This window comes from Vibrio genomosp. F10 str. ZF-129 (genome assembly GCF_000287055.2).
Lineage (GTDB): Bacteria > Pseudomonadota > Gammaproteobacteria > Enterobacterales > Vibrionaceae > Vibrio.
Map to the genome: position 1 here is coordinate 28,196 of NZ_AJYQ02000076.1, position 18,590 is coordinate 46,785.

Consider the following 18,590-nt stretch of genomic DNA (forward strand, 5'->3'; position numbering starts at 1 on the left):
GCGCTCACTTTAGCGAGTGAGCTCCTTTTAACTCCTTACAGGAGCTGAATGTGAAAGATCTATTAAACTTTCTAAAAGCACAGCATAAGACCGAAGAATTTGATGCTATCAAAATCGGTCTATCTTCACCTGACATGATTCGTTCATGGTCTTTTGGTGAAGTTAAAAAGCCGGAAACGATCAACTACCGTACGTTCAAACCTGAACGTGATGGTCTTTTCTGCGCGCGTATCTTTGGTCCAGTTAAAGACTACGAATGTCTTTGTGGCAAATATAAGCGTCTGAAACACCGTGGTGTGATTTGTGAGAAATGTGGCGTTGAAGTTACACAAACTAAAGTTCGTCGTGACCGTATGGGCCACATTGAACTTGCATCACCAGTCGCTCACATCTGGTTCCTAAAATCACTGCCGTCTCGTATCGGTTTGTTGATGGATATCCCTCTGCGTGATATCGAACGTGTTCTTTACTTCGAAATGTACGTAGTAACTGAACCGGGAATGACAGATCTAGAAAAAGGTCAGATGCTTACTGAAGAAGAGTATCTTGACCGTCTAGAAGAGTGGGGTGATGAATTCACCGCGAAGATGGGTGCAGAAGCGATCAAAGATCTGCTGTCTACGATGGACATGCACCAAGAAGCTGAGCAGATGCGCGAAGAGCTAGAAACAACTAACTCTGAAACTAAGCGTAAAAAACTGACTAAGCGTCTTAAACTCGTTGAAGCGTTCATTTCATCAGGTAACAATCCTGAATGGATGATCCTAACGGTGCTTCCGGTTCTTCCGCCAGATCTACGTCCTCTAGTACCACTAGATGGTGGTCGCTTTGCGACTTCTGATTTGAACGATCTTTACCGTCGTGTAATCAACCGTAATAACCGTTTGAAGCGTCTTCTAGAGCTAGCGGCTCCAGACATCATCGTACGCAATGAAAAGCGTATGCTGCAAGAGTCTGTTGATGCCCTTCTAGATAACGGTCGTCGCGGTCGTGCGATTACGGGTTCAAACAAGCGTCCTCTTAAATCTCTTGCTGACATGATCAAGGGTAAACAAGGTCGTTTCCGTCAGAACCTTCTTGGTAAGCGTGTAGACTATTCTGGTCGTTCTGTAATTACAGTAGGTCCGTACCTTCGTCTGCACCAGTGTGGTCTTCCTAAGAAGATGGCACTTGAGCTATTCAAACCATTTATCTACAGCAAGTTAGAAACTCGTGGCATGGCGACGACGATCAAAGCTGCTAAGAAAATGGTTGAGCGTGAAGAAGCGATCGTTTGGGATATCCTAGACGAAGTTATCCGCGAGCACCCAGTACTGCTTAACCGTGCACCAACACTTCACCGTCTTGGTATTCAAGCGTTTGAACCAGTACTAATCGAAGGTAAAGCGATCCAGCTTCACCCACTAGTGTGTGCGGCATATAACGCCGACTTCGATGGTGACCAAATGGCGGTACACGTGCCTCTAACTTTAGAAGCACAGCTTGAAGCTCGTACATTGATGATGTCGACCAACAACATCTTATCACCGGCATCTGGTGATCCGATCATCGTACCTTCTCAGGACGTTGTATTGGGTCTTTACTACATGACTCGTGAAATGATTAATGCGAAAGGTGAAGGTATGTACCTTGCTGGCCCTGAAGAGGCTGAGAAGGCATACCGTACTAAGAGCGCAGAGCTACACGCTCGCGTTAAAGTACGTATCACTGAAAGTGTTGTTGATGAAGACGGTAACAGCACAACAAGCACAGATATGGTCGATACGACTGTTGGACGTGCAATGTTGTGGTCTATCGTACCTAAAGGTCTGCCGTTTAGCCTAGTTAACCAAAAGTTGGGTAAGAAGCAAATTTCTACTCTACTTAACGAGGCTTACCGTAAACTTGGTCTGAAAGACACCGTTATCTTCGCTGACCAAATCATGTACACAGGTTTTGCATACGCTGCACTTTCTGGTGTGTCTGTTGGTATCGACGATATGGTTGTACCTGCGGCTAAATATACTGAAATTGAAGAAGCAGAAGCTGAAGTTCGTGAAATCCAAGAGCAATTCCAATCAGGTCTTGTTACTGCGGGTGAGCGATACAACAAAGTTATCGATATCTGGGCGTCTACCAACGACCGTGTTGCGAAAGCAATGATGGATAACTTATCTTCTGAAACGGTAATTAACCGTGACGGTGAAGAAGAGCAACAAGAGTCGTTTAACAGCATCTACATGATGGCTGACTCGGGCGCTCGTGGTTCTGCTGCTCAGATTCGTCAGTTGGCGGGTATGCGTGGCCTGATGGCGCGTCCAGATGGTTCAATCATCGAAACGCCTATCACCGCAAACTTTAAAGAAGGTCTAAACGTCCTTCAGTACTTTATCTCAACGCACGGTGCTCGTAAGGGTCTTGCGGATACAGCACTGAAAACAGCAAACTCGGGTTACCTAACTCGTCGTCTAGTAGACGTTGCTCAAGACGTTGTAGTACACGAACATGACTGTGGCACTCACGAAGGTGTCGACATGATGCCTCATATCGAAGGTGGTGACGTTAAAGTTGCACTTTCTGAGCTTGCACTTGGTCGTGTTGTTGCTGAAGACGTTCTTAAGCCGGGTACTGAAGATGTACTGATTCCACGTAATACTCTGATTGATGAGAAGTGGTGTCAAATCATGGAAGACAACTCTGTTGACCGTATGAAAGTACGTTCTGTTGTTACCTGTGATGCAGACTTCGGTTGTTGTGCACAGTGTTACGGTCGTGATCTAGCACGTGGTCACCTAGTTAACCAAGGTGAAGCAGTTGGTGTAATCGCTGCTCAGTCTATCGGTGAACCGGGTACACAGCTTACGATGCGTACGTTCCACATCGGTGGTGCAGCATCGACAGCCGCAGCAGAAAACAGCATCCAAGCTAAGACTACGGGTACTGTTAAACTTCACAATGCTAAGTTTGTTGTCAACAAAGACAAGAAGCTGGTTATCACATCTCGTGCTTCTGAGATGACGATCATTGATGAGTTTGGCCGTACTAAAGAGAAACACAAACTTCCATACGGTTCGATTCTTAGCAAAGCAGACAGCGACGCTGTTACTGCGGGCGAAGTTGTTGCGAACTGGGAAGCGCATACCATGCCAATCATCACTGAAGTGGCAGGTCGTATCCAATTCGTTGATATGATCGATGGTGTGACGGTTTCTCGCCAGACTGATGACCTAACAGGTCTTTCGTCTAGTGAAGTAACAGATGCAGCCGCTCGTCCAGCAGCAGGTAAAGATATGCGTCCAGCTATCAAACTTGTTGATGCGAAAGGTAACGATGTAATGATTCCTGGTACTGATATGCCAGCTCACTACTTCCTACCTGGTAAAGCGATCGTTAACATCGAAGATGGTGCTGAAGTAGGTATCGGTGACACGTTATCTCGTATTCCACAGAAATCTAGCGGAAACCGAGATATCACCGGTGGTCTACCACGCGTTGCTGACTTGTTCGAAGCTCGTAAGCCTAAAGAGCCTGCGATTCTTGCTGAGCACACAGGTACTGTGTCATTCGGTAAAGAGACGAAAGGTAAGCGTCGTTTAGTTATCACTCGTGAAGGCGGAGACGCTTACGAAGAGATGATTCCTAAGCATCGTCAGCTGAACGTATTCGAAGGTGAGAAGATCGAACGTGGTGATGTTATCGCTGATGGTCCAGAGACTCCGCATGACATTCTACGTTTACGTGGCATTCATGCTGTGACTCAGTACATCGCTAACGAAGTTCAAGAAGTTTACCGTCTACAAGGCGTTAAGATTAACGATAAGCACATTGAAACTATCGTTCGTCAAATGCTACGTAAGTGTACGATTACTCACGCTGGTGACTCTGAGTTCTTACCTGGTGAGCAAGTTGAGTACCACAACGTTAAGATCGCTAACCGCGCTCTAGAAGCAGAAGGTAAAGAACTAGTACGTTACGAGCGTGACTTACTAGGTATTACCAAAGCATCTCTAGCGACTGAGTCATTTATCTCAGCAGCATCTTTCCAAGAAACGACTCGCGTACTAACAGAAGCTGCGGTTTCTGGTAAGCGCGATGACTTACGTGGTCTGAAAGAGAACGTTATTGTTGGTCGTCTGATCCCAGCTGGTACTGGTTTCGCTTACCACCAAGAGCGTCAAAAGCAACGTGAAGAGCAACAAGAAGGTCCGTCAGCTGAACAAGCGACAGATAATCTAGCAGCACTTCTCAACGCTGGCTTTTCTTCTGAAGAATAAGCACTCTGACGAGTAATCACGATTCGTGATGAAAAAAGGCACCTTTGGGTGCCTTTTTTGTTTTTTATTTGAGTGAGTTTATGAGTGAAAAAGTCGGCAGCACCGTTGGATGAGAAATAGAAAAGTACAGAGGGTGGCTAATGAGCACTTTCTACAAGTACTCATTGCACAGAGGGTAAGCGGCTTGCTTGATAGCCAGTCCCTAGAAACTAAATCATAGGTATCCGATCCTATATATTCAGTTCTAAATAACTTAAATCAAAGAACTTGAACCAGTAACTTAAACGAATAGTTTAAGCGCCAGGAGGTATGGCAAGGCTATTTGCAATCAGCTGAATCAGCTGGTCTTCGACTTCAAATCGCATCTCAATCACCTCGCCAACTTGAGACAGATCATTGTCGAAGCCTTTTAAAGGGTCGTCCTTACTGACGGCTGCATAGGTGTCTGTGAAGCTCAACAGCGGCTCGGTCGTCAGTACGATCTTTGCGTAAGTCTGATTGATCTCATCAGTGGCTTCAAACCCCGTTGCGCGCCATTGATCCATGACCATGTCATAGATTTTAAAGTGCCCTTCGGAGATATAATCGACCAAGTGCTGACAAAAGCTTTGAAGCGCTTTAGGCGTCGGAAGTTCAGAAACTGAAGATTTTACGGATGATGGTTGAAGTGATGCGAGCTTACAGTATTCAACAATGAGTAATTGACGAGTCTCAAGCCAATGATCAATGACCTCACTTGAGCCACCCCATTGTTGCTGCGTTTGTTTGAATTTATTTAGCATGACCATGCCCTCATGATCGGTACACAAATTTGTGTACGAATTAGCTTTGCAGTGCAAAGATCCCTTTTACATCCACCCAGAGTTTGTAAATATATTTATCATTAATAATCTCTGGTATAAATTAGATTGCCAGTAAAATGAATGAACTGCAAGCTAAGAGACCGTATGATGTTAAAAAATAGTAATAGTAAAAGGCACGAAAAAGCCTATTGGTGCGCAGTCACTGGAAGTGATATTTATCTGGTAGAAAACGAGCTTCCATTTGCGACCGCGGAAGAGATCAACTTTCCCATTGAGCACGCGGTTAACATTGGCCAATACCAGGGTTCCCCTGTGTTATGGATAAATGAAGTCGATATAGAATCGCCTCTTGAACTCACTTCTCTGAGAGAATGTTTGCAGTTTCCTGACGCACTTTTCTTACTCATGAGCAAAGCGGTTCAGCTTGGGAATATGACCCTGACGCAACGATTTTGCCCTCAATGTGGTGGGCGGAACCACTTAAATATGAACCAACTTGCGATGCAGTGCACAGATTGTCGAACCTTACACTATCCCAGAATATCACCATGCATCATCGTTGCCGTGCGCAAACAGCATCAAATATTACTAGCGCAGCATCCTCGCCATCGCAATGGTATGTATACCGTGATTGCAGGTTTCCTAGAAGTAGGAGAAACCCTTGAGCAATGTGTTGCGAGAGAAGTAAAAGAAGAGACCGGGATTCATGTCCAAAATATTCGTTACTTTGGCAGTCAGCCTTGGGCATTTCCTTCTAACATGATGATGGGTTTTCTTGCAGAGTACGAGAGCGGTGAGGTCAAACCCGACTATCAGGAGCTCAGCGATGCACGATGGTTTGATTTTGATAAATTGCCACCCGTCGCGCCTAAAGGCACCATTGCAAGAACCCTGATTGATACCTTAACTCAGGTGAGTTAGTCGATAAATAAATAGAGAATGACAGATAAAAAAAACCCTCCGAGAAGGAGGGGGTAAGTAAGATGTCGTTATGAGATGCTGAGCACTAAGTACTCAGTTATTATTGTAATTTTCGCTAGCAAACGAATTTTTAGCATTGTTACATAATGCGTGCAAACTAAGCATTGATTTAAAAGTTAATAACTTGATCTAGATTGCAAAGCACGCCTCTTTTGAGAGCTGAACAGTGTTAGAATACTAAACTTCAAAAACAGACAAGATTGAATTGGAATTTAACGGAATGACCGAATTAAAGAATGATCGCTATTTACGCGCCCTGTTAAAACAACCTGTTGACTGCACACCGGTCTGGATGATGCGTCAAGCTGGCCGCTATCTTCCTGAATATAAAGCAACTCGCGCAGAAGCGGGTGACTTCATGTCTTTGTGTAAAAACGCAGAATTGGCGTCAGAAGTAACGCTTCAACCTTTGCGTCGTTTTCCGCTCGATGCTGCAATCTTGTTCTCAGACATTCTGACGATCCCAGATGCGATGGGTCTTGGTTTGTACTTCGAAACGGGTGAAGGCCCGAAGTTTGAACGTCCAATCACATGTAAAGCAGATGTTGAAAAAATTGGTTTGCCGGATCCAGAAGGTGAACTTCAGTACGTTATGAATGCCGTACGTCAAATCCGCAAAGACCTGAAAGGTGAAGTGCCTCTCATCGGTTTCTCTGGCAGTCCTTGGACGCTAGCCACGTATATGGTTGAAGGTAGCAGTTCTAAAGCGTTCACTAAAATCAAAAAAATGATGTACGCAGAGCCTCAAACCTTGCACCTACTACTGGATAAACTTGCAGACACGGTTATTGAGTATCTGAACGCACAGATTAAAGCCGGTGCACAATCGGTCATGGTATTTGATACATGGGGTGGTGTGCTGACTCCACGTGATTACAAACTATTCTCGCTTCAATACATGCATAAAATTGTCGATGGTCTGATTCGTGAGAATGAAGGTCGTCGCGTTCCTGTTACGCTATTCACCAAGAATGGTGGCATGTGGCTAGAGTCGATTGCAGCAACAGGCTGTGATGCTGTCGGCCTAGACTGGACAATTAACATTGCTGATGCCAAAGCACGTATTGGTGACAAAGTCGCGTTACAAGGCAATATGGACCCGTCTGTACTCTACGCTCAGCCTGAACGTATTCGTGAAGAAGTCGGCACCATCCTTGAAGGTTTTGGTGATGGCGGAACCGGCCATGTATTTAATCTGGGCCATGGTATCCATCTAGATGTGCCACCTGAAAATGCAGGTGTGTTTGTTGATGCTGTGCATGAGTTATCTAAGCCATACCACAAATAGTGGAGTAAATAGTTGAAAGCGCCTGATACGACCAGGCGCTTTTTTGTTATGGGTTACACTTGGCGTTATACTCATTCGATTGACGGAAAGGATACGGGCAATAAATGAAGACTCGCGATAAAATTGTACACGCAGCATTAGAGCTATTTAATAAACATGGTGAGCGTAATATTACGACCAATCACATTGCTGCGCACATAGACATTAGCCCTGGCAACCTTTACTACCATTTTCGCAATAAACAAGAAATCGTCCATGAGATCTTTACGCTCTACTCTGAAGAGCTGCTCGAGCGCTTTACTCCCATCAATGGTCAGCAGGAAAGTTTGGTGTTACTCAAACACTATCTGGATTCCATTTTCACCTTCATGTGGAAATATCGTTTCTTTTACGCCAATCTTCCTGAGATTCTTCAACGTGATACTTCGTTGCATGATGACTACATTAAAGTCCAAGAGAAGCTACAAAATAACCTAGTTAATATCATGAGGGCCTTCGTAAAGCTTGATTTGTTAGTGGTTGAAGAGTTAGAAATGAAATCTTTGGTGACTACCTTACATTTAATTGCAAGCAGCTGGATTGGTTATCAATCGGCGATGTCGCTAAACGCTAAGGTCACCGAACAAGTTGTGCTGGAAGGTATGCTGCATATGATTGCGGTGGTCAAACCTAAAGCCACGGAACTGGGTATTGAGCAATTACAATTACTAGAAGATGGTGTTATCGCGATTTACGCTTAACTGGGCTGAACAACGGTTCTTTGCCTCCGCTACGGATTCATTTCCCCAAGGTTATTTATGCACTATGATGTTTTTAATGGTGATGCTGATGGCATCATCGCTTTACTGCAATTACGACTCTCGTCGCCTCGGACGTCACAGCTCATCACGGGTGTGAAGCGTGACATTAAGTTGGTTGAAAAATTGGACCTCTCGAATAATGACTCACTAACGATTCTTGATATTTCAATGGCTAAGAATATGGAAGGGTTAGTCTCTGCGCTCGAACTTGGGGTTGAGGTATTTTATGCGGATCATCATCAATCCGGTGATATTCCCGACCACCCATTACTCGATGCGAATATCGACCTCGATGCCAACACCTGTACGGCATTGATTATTGACCAATTATTAGAAGGTCAATACCACCTGTGGGCGATCACCGCTGCGTATGGCGATAATTTGATAGCGGTTGCGGATGATCTTGCACAGGCTAAAGGTCTTTCACAAGAGCAAAAAGAGCAGCTTAAAGAGCTAGGAACCCTGATCAATTACAATGGCTATGGGGCGAAAGTTGAAGACCTGCATTTCCATCCCGCCGATCTGTATCAAGCACTGCTTCACTATACTTCTCCGTTTGATGTGATTGCTGACCCAGAGTCTCCTTACTATAAGTTGCAACATGCTTATCAAGAGGACATGGATAAAGCGCTTGCTATCGATGCCAAATATCGCAGTAAAACCTTGGGGCTGTATGAATTACCTAATAATGCGGCTTCTCGTCGAATCAGTGGTGTTTACGGAAACTTACTGGCAAATCAGTCGCCCGATTCAGCGCATGCCGTATTAACCGAAAACGCAGATTGCACCTATACCGTTTCATTAAGAGCGCCATTAACGAATAAGCAGGGTGCTGGTGATATTTGTGGGCAATTCGTCACTGGCGGTGGCAGGGCAGCAGCTGCAGGGGTAAATGCACTCAAGAAAAGTGATGTGAACGCTTTTATTGAAGCCGTTGAAGGGTTTTACGCTTAACGAGTTAACCACGATTTAGGGTTCTGCGTCTTACTATTTCGGCGCAGTTCAAAATACAGAGATGGGCGACTCTGCCCTCCTGTATCCCCAGCTAAGGCGATGGTTTCACCAGCAGCCACTTTATCCCCTTCTTTCTTCACCAGGGTTTGATTAAAACCGTACAGCGTCATGTCGCCTTTACCGTGGTCTAAAAGAACCACAAGGCCATATCCCCTGAGGTATTCCGCGAACACAACGGTCCCCGGGTACACTGACTTAATCGCCTGTCCGTAATCTGCGTCAATAACAATGCCATTCCAATTGCTTTGTCCAGCTTGTTTACTGCCATAGCTGTGGAGTAATTTTCCTTTGATTGGCCATGGTAATTTCCCTTTTTGCTTTGCTAAGCCGTCCATAGGTACTGCATTTCGTTTAGCAGCCTTGGCGATTTCTGCTTTTAGTCGAGTTTCATTTCGCTGCAGCTCAGAGAGATAAACCTGATCACTTGATATGCTTTTCTTAATCTTATTGACCGTTTGGTTACGTTGAGTTTGGTTCTGTTTGAGACTATTTCGTTTCGTTGTTTGCTGTTCGAGTAACTGGGCTATTTTTTGCTGTTCGAGTTGTAACTGTCGTTGATTTTTATTGAGTGCTTGCCGCGTTTGTTCAAGCGAATCAATCGTGATTGCTCGGGCTTTAGCAAGATGCTGAAAATATTGACTGATGCGGTCTTCTTCTACGCCATTATTTAAAATGCTGGTGGCGGTTTTGGCCCGTTGGGTGACATAGTAAGTTTTTATCAGCTCGGCAAGCGTATCACTCTGCTGTTTTTTCAATTTGTTCAGCTGCGCGATCTCTGCATCAATCTTTTTAATGTTGTTGTTGGAAGTGGTGAGCGATGTCTTGGTTTTTGTTATCTGATTTTCCAAATCACTGATGCTTAATTCTTGTTTTTTTAGCGTGTTTTGCAGCTCATTGAGCTTCTTTTGTTGAGTTGACACGGAGTCTTTCTGACGTGATATTTCATTTTTTACCCCTTTGAGTTCGTTAGAAGAGGCCGCGTGGCTAATGGTGGGAACGCTCACTACCAGTGCAGAAAATAGAATGAAAAAATCGAGGCGATTTCTAAATGAGAATAGTGATAAAAACGTCGCCATAGAGCCAGAAGTCCATCGATTAAAATAAGGGCTTAGTATACCCAAAGAATTTTATGAGAAGAAAGGGGTATGTTAAAAGTTGCAAGGTGGTGGGTGTTTGATTGCCTTTAATTATTCATCAGAGCCACAGATACAAAAATGCCCCAATTTACATTGAGGCATTCATTAAGATCATTGGCGCAAATTACTTAGTGAGAACTTGGCCTGTCATCTCAGCTGGGATCTCAAGACCAACAAGGTCAAGCATGGTTGGAGCTAGATCTGAAAGTTTACCTCCAGACTTGAATTCAAACTCTTTATTACCCACGTAGATCAACGGTACAGGCAGATTAGTATGGGCGGTGTGTGTGCCACCCGTGACTGGATCGACCATCATTTCAGCATTGCCGTGGTCAGCTGTGATCAGCAGTTGACCATCGACTTCTTGAATCGCTGCAACGACTTTAGCCACACACGCATCAAGAGCTTCAATCGCTTGTTCTGCTGCTTCGTAAACGCCAGTATGACCGACCATATCTGCATTCGGGAAGTTACAAATAATCGTGTCGTATTTGCCCGATTTGATTGCTGCAACAAGCTTATCCGTCAGTTCTTCAGAGCTCATTTCAGGTTGAAGATCGTAAGTCGCTACTTTTGGAGAAGCAACCAGTTGGCGCTCTTCACCGTCAAATTCATCTTCAACACCACCGTTGAAGAAGAAGGTCACGTGTGCGTATTTTTCAGTTTCAGAAATACGCAATTGAGTTTGACCTTTTTTAGACAGCCATTCACCGTAGGTATTTTCAAGAGACGTAGATGGGAACGCAATCGCGAGAGGAATATCAGCCGCGTATTGAGTTAGCATCACGAAGTTGATTGCAGGGAATACGTCGCGCTCAAAACCATCAAAATCAGGAACGAATGTGCGTGTCATTTGACGAGCACGGTCAGCACGGTAGTTCATGAAGATAACCGCATCGCCATCAACGATTGCAGCGTCTTCTTGACCTTCTGTTTTAAGAGTCGTTGCTTTTACGAATTCATCGTTTTCGCCACGAGCGTAAGCCGCTTCAAGGCCTGCAACCGCTGAATCAAAAGTAAACTCCGATTTAGCTTGTGTCAGTAGGTCGTAAGCAACTTGTACACGTTCCCAGTTGTTGTCACGATCCATAGCGTAGTAACGGCCAACCAAAGACGCGATTCGACCTTTGCCTAGTTTTGCAAATAGCTCATCAAAACGTTTTAGTGAATTTTCAGCGCTACGTGGTGGAGTATCTCGTCCGTCTAAGAAACAGTGTAGGTAAATTTTCTCTGCGCCACGTGCCGCAGCCATCTCTACTGCTGCGTAGATATGATCTTCGTGAGAGTGAACGCCACCTGGAGACATCAAACCCATTAGGTGAACCGCTTTACCAGCAGCAACTGCTTTATCAATCGCTTCAACAAGCGCTGGGGTTTCAACAAACTCACCATCTAAAATAGATTTAGTAATACGAGTAAGATCTTGATATACCACACGGCCTGCACCGATATTGGTGTGACCAACTTCTGAATTACCCATTTGACCATCAGGCAAACCAACATCTAGGCCAGACGCTGAGATAAGAGTGTTTGGGTTGTTTGCAATAAGGGCATCCATCACTGGAGTTTTAGCGTTGTTGATTGCATTGCTGGCGTTATCTTCACGGTATCCCCAACCATCAAGAATCACTAGAGCCATTGGCTTCTTAGCTGACATAGATATAACCTCGTCCAAAATTAAAGTAACTTTAAAAACAAATTAGCGTAATTTTACTACACTTTAAAGGGTTTGCAGTAGCTAAAGATCAATGATTCTTCCTATCGCTACAAGAAAGGGTAGCCTATTGATCAAATTATAATGACAAATGAAAGTTTTATTATTGCACCAAAACCGCGGTACCAATCACGGCAACCACTGCCCCGATCCAGGCATAAATATTAGGTCGTTGCTTGGTGTAGATCCAGAGTATCGGTAAGAGCATGATTGGCGTGGTGGAGGAAAGCAGGGCAACCATGCCGACATTTCCGGTTTGCAGTGCGAACAATATCAATGTCATCCCTACCGCCATCGCAAGAAATCCATTAATGGCCGTAATCGTAAAGATATTCATGGTCATTGGATTGAGCGCTTTTGCTAATTTTGCTCCGGAAAACAAAAAGAGACTGTGGGCGACAAAAGCAGTGATCATCCGTATTGCAGACGCTGCGATCGGATCAACAGAAGTCAGCATCACAGGCTTTGCAATGATTCCACCGAGTGCTTGGCATAAAGCGGCAAGAAGCCCTAATGCGAGGCCAACCCACACCTTTCCTTTGATAGTATCGAGATTACTTTGTTGTCGACCTTTTCGGCCAAAGAAAATAGCCGTAACAACACCAGAAAATACTAGCACCGAACCCAATAGTTCCGTTGAACTCATGGTTTCACTAAAAATAAAGTACCCGAGAATGCCGGAAAATACCGCATGACAAGAAAAGAGAAGCCCAGCTTGCCTTGGACCCATGCGATTGAGACAGGCGAATAAAGCGGTGTCACCGATAAAGATGCCAATCAAACCAGAGAGCATCATCGGGGTGATGTCACTGAGTTCAATCGATCCCCAACCACCGGTAAAGAGCGCCATACAAGACAGGATGAGGGAAGTGCACCCCATGCGCCAGCGACTGTAGGCAAACGATCCTAAATGCAGTGATGGTTTTACTGAGAGCAAGCTGGCGATTGCCCAAAGAAATGCGGCTGCGAGCGCGAGCCATTCAAATCCCACGTCGCGTCTTCCTTGAGTTCGTAGGTGATTAATGGCTTACAATATGCCCTAATCTTGAATCATTGCCTAGGGATATATCCTCGTCCAATTCAAATTAGGGTAATGTGGCGTATTCGGTCCTTTTTAGGTCAATATCAGCAGAGCGGCATAAACAATCAGTAAGCCCATTACCCCGATAATCAACCCGGTTTTGGCCATGTCTTTACTTTCAATCAGACCGGTTGAATAGGCCAATGAATTCGGTGGCGTCGAGACAGGAAGAATCATCCCAAGTGATGCTGAGAACGCCACCACGACTAGTAGCCCTTGAAGACCGCCAACTGCGGCAAGGCTTTCCATTGAAGCACCAATGGCGGCGGCAATTGGCATCAGTAAGTTTGCGGTGGCAGTATTGGACATGAAGTTGGCCATTAACCAGCAGACCACTGAAAGAGTCAATACTACAGCAACAGGAGAGAGAGATTCGTAGTCAATAGCATGGGCAAGAGCAACTGCTAACCCTGTTTTATCAAGACCAATCCCAATAGCGATACCACCGGCGACCAGCCATAGGACATCCCAGTTAATCTGCTTTAGCTCCTCTTTCCCCATAATCCCAGTCAAGGTAAATACTGCAAGGGGGATGATAGACACCACATACGTATTCATGCCATGCACTTTGGTTGTCATCCAAAGTAAGATGGTCATGCCAAATGTTACGTAGACCGTGATGGCTCGCCAGCTGGTTTTAAACTTTCCATTTAGCTTTAAGATCATTTGTTGTTGCTGCGATGGAAACAGTTTTTGTAGGAGAAACCAAGCAAAGGTCAATTGAATAACAACAAAAGGTAGGCCCATCATCATCCACGAAAGAAAATCGATACTGTTTTCTCCGGTCAAATATTGCAGGGCTATGGCGTTTGGTGGGGTGCCTATGGGTGTTGCGATGCCCCCCGTATTGGCTGCGATAGGGATACAAAGAACCAGAGCTTTAATGCCCAAATCACCTTTAGGCGCAGAAGCAACAATGGGGCCGAGAAGCGCCAGCATCATGACTGTCGTTGCGGTATTAGACATAAACATAGAAAAGACCGCAGTAATCAACATTAAACCGAGCATGATGAACTTAGGTTGAGTACCAAAAGGTTTGAGGAGAACTCGGGCTAAGTTGTTGTCCAGTTCATACTTGGACGCTGCAATGGCTAAGGCGAACCCCCCCATAAATAAAATGATAATCGGTGATGAAAAGGCACTAAAAATATCGGTGTAATTCATTAACTCACCTAAATCATGCCCTTCGGGAGGCTGGCGAAAGAAATGCAAGCCTTTATCGGAAATCATGATCAGTTCGAGTGCAATGATCAATATGGACGTAGCAAAAACAGGGACGGGTTCTAAAACCCATAGAAGAGCGGCGAGTAGGAATATGGCGAGTAGCCGATGTTGTATCAGTGTCAGATCATCGATAGGAATCAGATCAATCGGAATGAATAAAACGGCGAGAGGTAACATAAAGCAAATAAACAACTTTATTAAAACACCTTTATTCAGTGCTGGCATGGAGCGATTCCTACAATAAAAAGAGAGTCAAAGTAGAATAGGCGATTTGGAAATAGAGGACTTGGACGAGCGTTATAGTTTTAATAAGTGGTGGATTTTATTGGATGAGTTTTGTTTCTAATCAAAAATGCCCTGTGATGAACAGGGCATAAGTCATAATGTCGCTTTTGTTATTACAGCGTTATTCTTCGCCAGCGCTATCGTCTGCTTTGCTGTGGGCGTATGGCGCACCCATGCGAGTTGGTGCACCGAGCAGCATACTTTCTTCAAAGGTAATGGCGTCTTTAGCGAACAGGTTGATGACGGTTGAACCTAACTTAAAGCGCCCCATCTCTTGTCCTTTTTTGAGATGAACCGATTTATTGCCTTCCGCTGGGTAGCCCCAACGATAAACCGTATTGCCACGAGGCGGAGTGACGGTTCCTGCCCAAGTCAGTTCAATACTACCCACAATCGTTGCACCCACTAAAATTTGCGCCATCGGGCCAAATTCAGTATCAAAGATACACACCACGCGTTCGTTGCGGGCAAATAAATTTGGGATATTCTCTGCGGTTAATGGGTTAACAGAAAACAGGTCACCCGGCACATAAATCATTTGGCGTAGAACACCATCACACGGCATGTGCACACGGTGGTAATCACTTGGCGAAAGATATAAGGTGGCAAACTCACCATCGGCAAATTCATTGGCCAGTTCTTCATCACCACCAAGTAGTTCGACCGATGTGTAATCATGGCCCTTAGCCTGAATAAGCTTACCATCGACAATCGGGCCGAATTGACTGACACACGCATCGGCTGGGTGAGTGATAACTTGATCACCTTCAGCAACAGGGCGAAGCCCATCTTTTAACTCACGAACGAAAAATTCGTTAAATGTTTTGAAGTGAGATGGATCCGAGTGTAACGCTTCATCCATGTTGACTTTGTATTGTTTGATAAATCCACGAATAATCGCGGTGGTTAAACTGCCCAATCGAGCAGAGGCTAATTTGCCGACCAAACGGGTTAAAGCATGCTTTGGTAGCCAGTGCTGCAGTTCAACTTTAATCTTATCCATTGTAAAAATTCCAATACTGTTTAAATGATCGACTTTGTTCTGGGCGCGAGATACTACTTAAATATGCTTTGATTGTCAGTAAGCAGACAATATTTGCATACAAAAACCACTTAAAGGTCGGCTTTTTTGCTCCGAGAGTATTGTCGGTTATCTTTGTTGTCAGCCATGCTTTCGATGATTCTATGGTAATTGTCGAAGCGAAGTTTACTGATGTTTCCATGTTCGACCGCTTCACGCAAAATACACCCTGGGTCGTCGTTGTGCGTGCAATCTCTGAATTTACAGCCACCTAAGTAGGGCTTAAATTCAATGAAGGCATCGGTGATTTCGTCGGGTTCTAGGTGCCACAAACCAAACTCACGAACGCCTGGAGAATCGATCAAATCGCCACCGGAAGGGAAGTGATACAAACGCGCTGCCGTGGTGGTGTGCTGACCAAGACCAGAGTTTTCAGATACTTCGCCTTCTTCAATGTCAAGAGTCGGCATGAGTGCATTTACCAGGCTTGATTTACCCACCCCAGATTGACCGACAAAAATGTTGATGCGATCTTTGAGTTCCGCTTCAAGTTCTTTAATGCCATAGCCTGACTCTTTGCTCACAAACATCACTTTGTAGCCGATTTTCTCGTATTCCTTGAGTGTTTCGCGGTATTCACTAATTTGTTGCTCTGTGAGTAAATCGACTTTATTCAATACGACTAACGGCGCGATGCTCACGGTTTCAGAGGCAATAAGGTACCGGTCGATGATGTTGAGCGATAATTCTGGTAATACCGCTGAAACAATCACCATTTGGTCGACATTAGCAGCCACGGGTTTTAAACCGTCATAATAATCAGGGCGAGTCAGCATCGATGTGCGAGGCTCAACCGCTTCAACTACGCCTGAAATACCAGCCATCGACTCTAAACCTGCGCGCCATGTCACTCTGTCACCTGAAACTAAGGTTTCAATGCTGCGGCGTAAGTTACAACGGTGAACTTCATTCGTCTCAAGATCTTCGATATCAGCATGCTGGCCAAACCGAGTGATAACTAGGCCTCTTTTGGCACCGCCGAGCATGCTCTCATCCCATTGGATAGAGTCTTCTTTCTTGAGTCGTTTGTTCTGGTTGCTACGTACTCTTCGTACTTGACCTTTGGTCAATTTTTTCTTTTTTGCCACAATGATGTCTTCAATACGTTATTGATGATGCGATCTACCTCCAGAAGGCCTGTTGTTTCAGCGAATGCTAATGATTCAGAACTATCTTGGGGATCCTTATTTGGGTATAGTACCTCTTTTATCCTTAAACAAATAGGCAACTCACTCATGTCCTTTAGCGATCAAAACTTAATTTGGGTCGATCTTGAGATGACAGGCTTAGATCCTGAAACTCATAAGATCATTGAAATTGCGACTGTCGTGACTGATAGTGAACTCAACATTTTAGCTGAAGGTCCTGTTCTTGCCATTCATCAAGATGACGTCGAATTAGATAAAATGGATGAGTGGTGCACCACGACTCATACAGGAAGTGGGTTGGTAGAACGTGTACGTAAAAGCCAAGTCAGTGAACAAGACGCGATCAAACAAACGATTGAATTTTTAGAGAAATGGGTGCCTAAATCAGCATCGCCTATCTGTGGAAACAGCATTGGTCAAGATCGTCGTTTTTTGTATAAACACATGCCTGAACTTGAGCAATATTTCCATTACCGTTATATCGATGTTAGCACTTTAAAAGAGCTCACTCGCCGCTGGAAACCGGAAGTGTTGGACGGTTTTTCTAAAAGTGGCAGTCACTTGGCGCTTGATGATATTCGTGAGTCTATTGCTGAGCTGAAATATTACCGCCAAACGATCATTTCGATTTAATTCAGCCCTAACTAACGGCAATGAGCTTCGCCTCTTAATTTAATGCCTGCTATTTTAAATGCCAGTAATTATATGCTGGCATTTTTATTAGGGTACGGGTAAAAATGCGAATTGAGCAACGCCGTGTACGACTTTCGTGATACTACGATTCATTTTATCTGCCACGATGAGCGCCATCATATCCTGAACTAGGGTCATTTTCGCAAAGAGGCGGTCAAAGCTCGTGTCAGCGCCTGTTTCACTCAATCGATTTGTTAGAATGAATAAGTCTCCATTTGCGTCTCTTCGGTGGTAAAGCCGCCAAACAAAAATCTCGATATTGCGGGCACTGTTGTAAAGCGCTTGTTCATCAAGCGAATCGAGAATAAAAAATTCCTGTTGGTGGTTGTAAGAGCGCCTGAGCATTTCTGAAAGACCGACGACTGCGGCAAAAACGCGATCGCCTTGGTAGTTTTCGTCAAAGCTGAGAAGAATAGCCTCTACGCTGGTCACGCCGTCAAGTTCGTCAAAAATTAGTGTTGGTAGTTCGGTTTCATCAAGTGAACCAAAAATTTGTTCAATGCGTTTTTCTACGGTCATTCCTTCATTTTTTTTGAGTTGAGAGGGATTGCGAGCGTACAATTTTTGGGTGAGCCGAATCATCATCTGTTTTTGTTGACGAGCATGTACATCCATCACAAAATCAATGTCACTCTTTCCTAGGTTTCTGATTGGCTTCGGCACTGTTCCACAACTGGAAAGTGTCAGGCACAGTAGGCTAGCGAGTATTATCGCTCGGTAATGCAATAAGATCACAGTGTGCTTTAAGAGAGGCATTAATTGTCTTTCCATGACGGTGCGCGACTTAAACGAGTGGATATATTGATCAAAGTTATACTAAAGGAGCAATATCTTCGATCTATTCATGAACTGGGTAGAGCAAATAATGGCTTATCTCGCATTATCTCTTTAATTTGTGAGTTGAATGATTCGCCAGTTTTAGTCATAAGGTCAGTAAACTGGAAATTATGATGGCTTTTTAGGCGGATAGAAAAAAAAAGCTGTTTTTTTATCGGAATGACTTGCATCACAAATAAATGCTCTTATAATTCGCATCCCTAAACAACGGAAACGTTGTCAAAGCGATACTAGCTCAGTTGGTAGAGCGCA

Annotated in this window: 14 protein-coding genes; 6 read left to right on the plus strand and 8 right to left on the minus strand. The window is 44.5% G+C overall.

The features are described from left to right. Nucleotides 1-50 precede the first annotated feature (50 nt). Nucleotides 51-4,253, plus strand: a complete 4,203-nt coding sequence (rpoC, locus tag A1QO_RS07720) for a DNA-directed RNA polymerase subunit beta' (protein WP_017035401.1) — start codon at nucleotides 51-53, stop codon at nucleotides 4,251-4,253. A gap of 293 nt (nucleotides 4,254-4,546) precedes the next feature. On the opposite strand, the gene rsd is transcribed toward rpoC, so the two are convergent. Continuing rightward, entirely contained in the window at nucleotides 4,547-5,041 is a 495-nt protein-coding gene (gene rsd / locus A1QO_RS07725) for a sigma D regulator (RefSeq protein ID WP_139073944.1), read from the minus strand. A 162-nt stretch (nucleotides 5,042-5,203) separates the two neighbouring features. Between rsd and nudC the strand changes: the two genes are divergently transcribed. The 4 genes from nudC (at nucleotide 5,204) to A1QO_RS07745 (ending at nucleotide 9,079) form a co-directional block, all read left to right on the plus strand. Further along, nucleotides 5,204-5,977 (plus strand): NAD(+) diphosphatase, encoded by a 774-nt coding sequence (nudC, locus tag A1QO_RS07730; protein ID WP_026026705.1) that lies wholly within the window; start codon nucleotides 5,204-5,206, stop codon nucleotides 5,975-5,977. Between the two features lie 280 nt (nucleotides 5,978-6,257). Beyond that, complete coding sequence (gene hemE / locus A1QO_RS07735) at nucleotides 6,258-7,325, plus strand: uroporphyrinogen decarboxylase (protein WP_017035398.1); 1,068 nt, start codon at nucleotides 6,258-6,260, stop codon at nucleotides 7,323-7,325. A gap of 104 nt (nucleotides 7,326-7,429) precedes the next feature. Then, a complete protein-coding gene (locus A1QO_RS07740) occupies nucleotides 7,430-8,065 on the plus strand; it encodes a TetR/AcrR family transcriptional regulator (RefSeq protein ID WP_017041701.1) in 636 nt (211 codons plus the stop codon). Between the two features lie 57 nt (nucleotides 8,066-8,122). Next, nucleotides 8,123-9,079, plus strand: a complete 957-nt coding sequence (locus A1QO_RS07745) for a hypothetical protein (RefSeq protein WP_017041702.1) — start codon at nucleotides 8,123-8,125, stop codon at nucleotides 9,077-9,079. Here A1QO_RS07745 and A1QO_RS07750 read toward each other — a convergent pair. The 6 genes from A1QO_RS07750 to rsgA all read right to left on the minus strand — a co-directional run bounded on the left by A1QO_RS07750 (nucleotide 9,076) and on the right by rsgA (nucleotide 16,748). Then, nucleotides 9,076-10,215, minus strand: a complete 1,140-nt coding sequence (locus tag A1QO_RS07750; protein WP_017035395.1) for a murein hydrolase activator EnvC family protein — start codon at nucleotides 10,213-10,215, stop codon at nucleotides 9,076-9,078. The two genes, A1QO_RS07745 and A1QO_RS07750, sit on opposite strands and share 4 nt — an antisense overlap. A 184-nt stretch (nucleotides 10,216-10,399) precedes the next feature. Next, complete coding sequence (gene gpmM / locus A1QO_RS07755) at nucleotides 10,400-11,932, minus strand: 2,3-bisphosphoglycerate-independent phosphoglycerate mutase (protein ID WP_026026706.1); 1,533 nt, start codon at nucleotides 11,930-11,932, stop codon at nucleotides 10,400-10,402. Between the two features lie 160 nt (nucleotides 11,933-12,092). Continuing rightward, on the minus strand, nucleotides 12,093-12,980 hold the full coding sequence (locus tag A1QO_RS07760; RefSeq protein ID WP_017035393.1) for a DMT family transporter: 888 nt from the start codon (nucleotides 12,978-12,980) through the stop codon (nucleotides 12,093-12,095). A 123-nt stretch (nucleotides 12,981-13,103) separates the two neighbouring features. Then, nucleotides 13,104-14,519, minus strand: coding sequence for an SLC13 family permease (locus A1QO_RS07765; RefSeq protein ID WP_017038558.1), 1,416 nt, complete (start codon nucleotides 14,517-14,519; stop codon nucleotides 13,104-13,106). 181 nt (nucleotides 14,520-14,700) lie between these two features. After that, complete coding sequence (asd, locus tag A1QO_RS07770; RefSeq protein WP_017035391.1) at nucleotides 14,701-15,582, minus strand: archaetidylserine decarboxylase; 882 nt, start codon at nucleotides 15,580-15,582, stop codon at nucleotides 14,701-14,703. Nucleotides 15,583-15,692: 110 nt separating this feature from the next. Next, on the minus strand, nucleotides 15,693-16,748 hold the full coding sequence (rsgA, locus tag A1QO_RS07775) for a small ribosomal subunit biogenesis GTPase RsgA (RefSeq protein ID WP_017035390.1): 1,056 nt from the start codon (nucleotides 16,746-16,748) through the stop codon (nucleotides 15,693-15,695). Between the two features lie 147 nt (nucleotides 16,749-16,895). On the opposite strand from rsgA, the gene orn reads away from it, so the two are divergent. Beyond that, nucleotides 16,896-17,441, plus strand: coding sequence for an oligoribonuclease (gene orn, locus A1QO_RS07780; RefSeq protein ID WP_017035388.1), 546 nt, complete (start codon nucleotides 16,896-16,898; stop codon nucleotides 17,439-17,441). Nucleotides 17,442-17,528: 87 nt separating this feature from the next. Here orn and A1QO_RS07785 read toward each other — a convergent pair whose 3' ends face one another. Then, nucleotides 17,529-18,257 (minus strand): hypothetical protein, encoded by a 729-nt coding sequence (locus A1QO_RS07785; RefSeq protein WP_017040134.1) that lies wholly within the window; start codon nucleotides 18,255-18,257, stop codon nucleotides 17,529-17,531. Between the last annotated feature and the right edge of the window lie 333 nt (nucleotides 18,258-18,590).

Bases quoted from the DNA above. Each gene is read 5' to 3' on its own strand.
- orn (WP_017035388.1), top strand. From the start codon at position 16,896: ATGTCCTTTAGCGATCAAAACTTAATTTGGGTCGATCTTGAGATGACA.
- hemE (WP_017035398.1), top strand. From the start codon at position 6,258: ATGACCGAATTAAAGAATGATCGCTATTTACGCGCCCTGTTAAAACAA.
- A1QO_RS07765 (WP_017038558.1), bottom strand. From the start codon at position 14,519: ATGCCAGCACTGAATAAAGGTGTTTTAATAAAGTTGTTTATTTGCTTT.
- A1QO_RS07745 (WP_017041702.1), top strand. From the start codon at position 8,123: ATGCACTATGATGTTTTTAATGGTGATGCTGATGGCATCATCGCTTTA.
- A1QO_RS07750 (WP_017035395.1), bottom strand. From the start codon at position 10,215: ATGGCGACGTTTTTATCACTATTCTCATTTAGAAATCGCCTCGATTTT.
- gpmM (WP_026026706.1), bottom strand. From the start codon at position 11,932: ATGTCAGCTAAGAAGCCAATGGCTCTAGTGATTCTTGATGGTTGGGGA.
- nudC (WP_026026705.1), top strand. From the start codon at position 5,204: ATGTTAAAAAATAGTAATAGTAAAAGGCACGAAAAAGCCTATTGGTGC.
- rsd (WP_139073944.1), bottom strand. From the start codon at position 5,041: ATGGTCATGCTAAATAAATTCAAACAAACGCAGCAACAATGGGGTGGC.
- A1QO_RS07740 (WP_017041701.1), top strand. From the start codon at position 7,430: ATGAAGACTCGCGATAAAATTGTACACGCAGCATTAGAGCTATTTAAT.
- asd (WP_017035391.1), bottom strand. From the start codon at position 15,582: ATGGATAAGATTAAAGTTGAACTGCAGCACTGGCTACCAAAGCATGCT.
- A1QO_RS07785 (WP_017040134.1), bottom strand. From the start codon at position 18,257: ATGCCTCTCTTAAAGCACACTGTGATCTTATTGCATTACCGAGCGATA.